Source organism: Silvanigrella sp., from assembly GCF_044369315.1.
Classification (GTDB): Bacteria; Bdellovibrionota_B; Oligoflexia; order Silvanigrellales; family Silvanigrellaceae; genus Silvanigrella.
The window spans coordinates 1-5,723 of the sequence record NZ_JBIPMD010000205.1 but is presented as its reverse complement, the minus strand read 5'-3'; the positions used below and the strand labels follow the sequence as shown (position 1 = coordinate 5,723).

Here is a 5,723-nt window from a genome sequence, read left to right as displayed (position 1 = left end):
GCCGGATGTGGGAAAACTACAAGTCCGGTTCTGCAGGGGTTTCATGGCAATGAATTACTTTATTTGAAAGGAAATAAAAGTCATGTCTCTACCTACCAGAAATTATGTTGTTGTTATTGATAGATCGGGCTCTATGTCAGAGAGGGTAAGTAAGACAAATTCAACAACTCGTTGGAATTATGCAAAGGAGTCTGTCGTTTCGCTTGCAAGAAAATGTGAAGAGTATGATGCAGATGGAATAGATGTTTATACATTTAATAGAACATTTCAATACTTTCCAAATACCACTGCAGATAAAGTAGTTGAAATATTTAATCAAGTTTCACCTAATGGTGGTACCGATTTTGTTCCTGTACTTACAGACGTAATTCATAATCACTTTAATCGTTCCGATAAACCGACTTCTGTTATTGTTGTTACTGATGGGGAACCATCGGATGGAACTCAAGGGCAAAGAAATTTAGCTAATTTAATAGTCAGTACAACCAAAAAAATGGAGAGTGATGTTGAATTAGGTATTTCATTTATTCAAATTGGTGATGATAAATCAGCACGTGATTTTTTAAAAAAACTCGATGATGATCTCACATCTGTAGGCGCAAAATTTGATATTTGTGATACAAAAACCTGCGATGAAATTGAAAATATATCTTTAGATCAAGTGTTATTAGACATCGTTAATGACTAAAAAATAATTCAATATATTCATATTCTATTTGTATTTAAAATATAAAAAAAGAGAAAATAAAGGATTAGTTTTTATTTTCTCTTTAATGCATCATATTATATTTATTTAATATACATTTTTTATAAGTAAAATTAAAAAGGAATATCATCATCCATTGGGCGTGAGTTGCTGCTAAAAGCTTGGCTGTTATTGTTGTTTCTTTGTTGTTGTGGCGCTGAATCGTATCCACTTGGGCCAGAATAATAATCGTTTGTATCATTAATTGGTGGAATTTCATTCATGTCACGGCCAGGCGCAGAGTTCATGCTTTCTAAAAATTGCATATTATTTGCCACAATTTCTGTTGTATAGCGTTTTTGTCCTTGTTGATCTTGCCATGAGCGTGTTTGAAGCTTTCCTTCAATATACACAAGACGGCCTTTTTTTAAGTATTTATGTGCAATTTCTGCTTGTCTTCCCCAAAGAACAACTCTGTGCCACTCTGTTCTTTCTTCTTTGTTGCCGTCTTTGGTCCAGGTTTCGCTAGTGGCAATGCTGAGGGTGCAGACTTGTTGTCCACTTGTGGTGCTGCGGATTTCGGGTTCTTGTCCTAATCTACCCACAAGAATGACTTTGTTAACTCCAGACATAAGAAACTCTCCTTAAGGTGCTAATAATGGGAATGGGGAAATAGCTCTGCCCACACAATAGGCTTATAGTGGCTGTTCTGAAGCGTCAATCGTGTTTTAAAGCCTTAGTCTTTTTTTATTTATATTGAACAGTTACTGATCGTTTGTATTTAATAACTAAAATGTCAAAAAAGTAACCATAAAATATTACAGCATATTTTAAAGTTTTAGTAGAAATTAAGATATACTTTCCGATAGACTCCCTAAGTTGTAAATGCTGAAATTTGTGACAGTATTAAACTTGCAGCAGCATTTTTATAATGCTAGTTGTTATTAATAGTTTATAGTCTGATAGCTGTATTCTGGCTTTCATGAATTATTCTTTTAGTAGTTGTAACTGTTGTATTTGTTTGGATTTTATGGAGAAAGTATGAATAACTTCCAAAGAACGTTAAAGCGCTCTGTATCCTTCGCTGGTATTGGGGTTCATTCAGGAAATTTAATTTCTGTTGAAATTCGTCCTGCTTCAGCTAATACAGGAATTGTTTTTCAACGTACTGATCTTCCAGGTAAACCTTACATTAAAGCAGACGCTTTATCCGTATTTGATACCAGTTTAGCAACTCGTGTTGGAACAAGTGAAGCCTATGTTTCTACAATTGAGCATTTGATGGCCGCTTTTTTTGGATTTGGCATAGATAATGCAGTCATTTCTATAGATAACAGTGAAATGCCTATCTTAGATGGTTCTTCAGCACCTTTTTTAGTTCTTTTAAATGAAGCCGGAATTGAAGAGTTAAAAGAACCTAGAAAAGTTATAATTGTAGAAAAAACAATTGAAGTCGTAGATGAAAAGAACCCTACCCGCTTTATTCGTATTGAGCCTTCAAAACAACCACTCATTTCTTACGCAATCGATTTTCAAAATGTAGCTGCGATTGGCCGTCAATCTATTTCAATGGATTATACGGCAAAAGCTTTTTGTGAATACTTTTCCTTTGCAAGAACGTTCGGTTTAAAAGAAGAAATTGATTTTTTATATTCTCGTGGCCTTGCAAAAGGTGGTTCTATTGAAAATGCGATTGTGGTTTCAAGAACAGAAGGTGTTTTAAATTCTCAAGGTCTCCGCAATGAGCAAGAATTTGTAAAACATAAGGCACTTGATTGCATTGGTGATCTTCATTTGATTGGCATGCCTATTTTAGGCCATATTATTGCTCATAAAGCAGGACATGATCTTCATAATAAACTTGCAAGAGCAATTTTAAGTGAAGTTTCTTCAAGAAAAATTATTATTCCTTCTGCAAAAGAGACAAGTCGTCTTAAATCTCTTCTCTCTTTCCCAAAATCTCTTGCGGAAGTTCAAGTAAATTTTAATGGACTAGCTATTGGTTAAGTTAAATATCAATAACTTAATATAGCCAGTTTGTTTCCCTCTTTCGAAATCAATTTCTTTCTTATAAAAATAAAAATGTAGATAATATCTGAATAATTAAATATACTTTATATCAACTCATGATTATAATCTGAAATTGCAATAAAAAATGTCTATGACTTGTTGACTCTTTTAAGATCAAGGTTAAGTTTTGTCCGCAACCATGTTTTTTTCTGTCGAATCGCATGCTAAACCCCCGACAGTTTCCTGGAGTATTATTAGATGACTACAAAACGCAATTATTATGAAATTTTACAGGTATCCAAAACTGCTTCTACAGAAGAAATCAAAAAAGCTTACCGTAAACTTGCTGTTCAATACCATCCAGATCGTAATCCCGGCGACAAATCAGCAGAAGAAAAGTTTAAAGAAGCTGCTGAAGCTTATGAAGTATTAAGCGATCCAAATAAACGCCAACGTTTTGATCAATTTGGTCATGCAGGAGTAAATGGAGCTGGCTTTGGTGGGGCAGGTTTTGGCAATGTAGACGATGTTTTTGAGCATTTTGGTTCTATATTTGAAGACCTTTTTGGCATGGGAGGCGGAAGAAAAAGAGGCGGTGGAAATAGAGCTCGTAAAGGGGGCGATCTCCGCTATGATCTCAAAGTTTCTTTTAAAGAATCTGTTCTTGGAACAGAGAAAAAAATTCAAATTCCAAGAAAAGCATCTTGTGTTTCCTGTGAAGGTTCAGGGGCTGCTAAAGGAACAAAGCCAGTTACTTGTTCTACATGCCGTGGACAAGGCCAAGTTGCAGTTCAGCAAGGTTTCTTTACTTACGCTTCTACATGTCCTGATTGTAACGGTAGTGGCAAAAGTATTTCCACTCCATGCGGTGATTGTAAGGGAACAGGGTTTCAAACCAAATCATCAAATATCAATGTTAAAATTCCAGCCGGAATTGATACTGGCATGAGACTTCGCGTGACAGGAGAAGGAGAAGGCGGTTTAAATGGTGGACCAGCCGGTGACCTTTATGTGTTTATTGAAGTAGAGGCTAATCCTTATTTTAAGAGAGAAGAATTTGATCTTGTTTATTCACTTAAAATTGGTGTGGCACAAGCAATACTAGGCACAGAAGTAACAATAGACTGTTTTGAAGAAGAGCCTCGTAAAATTGAAATTCCTGCAGGAATACAACCAGGCCAACGTCTTGTTGTTCAAGGTGCAGGGATTCCAAAATTAGAAAAGTATGGTAGAGGTAAGGGAGACCTCGTCATAGAAGTGAGTGTTGAAATTCCTACGAAAGTTAATAAAGAGGCGGAAGAACATTTAAGAGCTTTTGCTCAAAAAGTTGGGCAAAACGTAAAAAATAGCAATGGTTTTTTTGACAAAATATTTGGGTAATACAATATGAAAATACATTTTTTTAATACGCTTACTGGAAAAAAAGAAAAATTTAACACATTAAATGAAGGTAAGGTAAAAATGTATTGTTGTGGTGTTACTCCTTATGGAAACACGCATATTGGCCATAGTCGCACTTTTTTTTCTTATGACTTATTATATCGTACATTAGTTGATAATGAAATGAACGTAGAATGGGCTAGAAATATAACAGATGTCGATGATAAAATTATACATAAAGCAAATCAAGAAGGTGTTTCTTGTGCTGATATTGTATCGCGTTATGTTTCTGAGCAAGACGAAATGCTTGAACTCTTTAATTTGCAAAGACCACAGCATGAGCCTAAAGTAACAGAAAATATTCCTCAAATTATTTCACTAATAGAAAAATTAATTCATAAAGAATTAGCATACGTAACAAACTCTGGAGTTTATTATAGAGTCCGTAAGTTTGTAGAGTATGGTAAATTAAGTAAAAATAAAATTGATGATTTGAAAAAAGGTGCTCGAATTGAAATAGATGAAGCAAAAGAAGATGCTCTTGATTTTGCACTATGGAAATTTGCAAAAGAAGGTGAAATTTATTGGGCTTCTCCATGGGGAAATGGTCGTCCAGGTTGGCATGTAGAATGCTCTGCTATGATCCATTCTTTATTTGGTGACTCTATAGATATTCATATGGGAGGAAGAGATCTCATATTTCCGCACCATGAAGCTGAAATTGCACAGTCTGAAGGAGCAACAGGAAAACCTTTTTCATCTACTTGGCTTCATGCAGGTATGGTAACGCTTTATGGCGAAAAAATGAGTAAAAGTACAAATCATTTTGTTGCTATTAAAGACTTTTTATCAAAATACCCTTCTGAAGTATTAAGGTTGGTTTTTTTGTCGGTTTCCTATGGACAACCACTCGATTTTACCTTTGAAATGACGACAGAAAACTTAAAAAAATTGGCAAAAATTTATCGTTTTGTTTCTTTAGTGGATGAGTATTCAAACCAAAATACGAATCCTCAAAATCAATCTAGTGAATTTATTTTTACGGAGCTTGAAACTTTAATTCCAAAAATGAGAGAATTTTTAGCGGACGATTTAAATAGTAGCGCTGCCCTTGCCGTATTTTTTGATTTTATTCGAAATATAAATACAAAACTAAGTGCTCTTGAAAAATCGGGAAAAATGTTGTCTGAAAACGATTTAACTATTTTAAAATCTAAATGGCCAGAATTTAAAAACTGGATGAAAAATGCAATGGGTCTACTTGTAGAAGAGCCAAATGTATTTTTTGAAAATTTAAGAAAATATAATTTAGCTTCCGAAATATCTTCTTCCGAAATTCAACAAAAATTAGAAGAACGAAAAAGGGCTCGAGCAAATAAAGATTGGGCAAAATCCGATGCAATACGAGATGAGCTTTTGGCACAAGGTGTTCAAATTCAAGATGCTCCTTCTGGAACAAAATGGACTATTATAATATAGTCCTTTTTTTATGTTTATTTAATAAAATTTATTAGGAGTTTCATATGGTGCGCCAAGATAAGTGCGTAAGAACCAGTGAGTGCGAATCTCACCCACGTAAAGATTAGCCATCAGCGTGGAAGTAAGCAGTGCGATTAATAAGGTAACAAATTAATTGAAGCCATTGTGA

The 5,723-nt window shown here is 34.5% G+C and carries 5 protein-coding genes; 4 read left to right on the top strand and 1 reads right to left on the bottom strand.

The genetic code is table 11. The annotated features are described in order from the left end of the window. Positions 1–82: 82 nt before the first annotated feature. Positions 83–688 (top strand): VWA domain-containing protein, encoded by a 606-nt coding sequence (locus ACIQ56_RS13610; RefSeq protein WP_397601591.1) that lies wholly within the window; start codon positions 83–85, stop codon positions 686–688. Positions 689–819: 131 nt separating this feature from the next. Here ACIQ56_RS13610 and ACIQ56_RS13605 read toward each other — a convergent pair whose 3' ends face one another. After that, entirely contained in the window at positions 820–1,317 is a 498-nt protein-coding gene (locus ACIQ56_RS13605; protein ID WP_153420098.1) for a single-stranded DNA-binding protein, read from the bottom strand. A 409-nt stretch (positions 1,318–1,726) separates the two neighbouring features. On the opposite strand from ACIQ56_RS13605, the gene lpxC reads away from it, so the two are divergent. The 3 genes from lpxC (at position 1,727) to cysS (ending at position 5,554) form a co-directional block, all read left to right on the top strand. Next, a complete protein-coding gene (lpxC, locus tag ACIQ56_RS13600) occupies positions 1,727–2,692 on the top strand; it encodes a UDP-3-O-acyl-N-acetylglucosamine deacetylase (RefSeq protein ID WP_397601590.1) in 966 nt (321 codons plus the stop codon). Positions 2,693–2,953: 261 nt separating this feature from the next. Further along, positions 2,954–4,075 (top strand): molecular chaperone DnaJ, encoded by a 1,122-nt coding sequence (gene dnaJ, locus ACIQ56_RS13595; RefSeq protein ID WP_397601589.1) that lies wholly within the window; start codon positions 2,954–2,956, stop codon positions 4,073–4,075. Positions 4,076–4,081: 6 nt separating this feature from the next. Further along, positions 4,082–5,554 (top strand): cysteine--tRNA ligase, encoded by a 1,473-nt coding sequence (gene cysS / locus ACIQ56_RS13590; protein ID WP_397601588.1) that lies wholly within the window; start codon positions 4,082–4,084, stop codon positions 5,552–5,554. The last annotated feature ends 169 nt before the right edge of the window (positions 5,555–5,723 follow it).

Excerpts from the sequence above, each read along its gene's own strand:
- lpxC (WP_397601590.1), top strand. The coding sequence starts at position 1,727 with ATGAATAACTTCCAAAGAACGTTAAAGCGCTCTGTATCCTTCGCTGGT.
- cysS (WP_397601588.1), top strand. The coding sequence starts at position 4,082 with ATGAAAATACATTTTTTTAATACGCTTACTGGAAAAAAAGAAAAATTT.
- ACIQ56_RS13610 (WP_397601591.1), top strand. The coding sequence starts at position 83 with ATGTCTCTACCTACCAGAAATTATGTTGTTGTTATTGATAGATCGGGC.
- ACIQ56_RS13605 (WP_153420098.1), bottom strand. The coding sequence starts at position 1,317 with ATGTCTGGAGTTAACAAAGTCATTCTTGTGGGTAGATTAGGACAAGAA.
- dnaJ (WP_397601589.1), top strand. The coding sequence starts at position 2,954 with ATGACTACAAAACGCAATTATTATGAAATTTTACAGGTATCCAAAACT.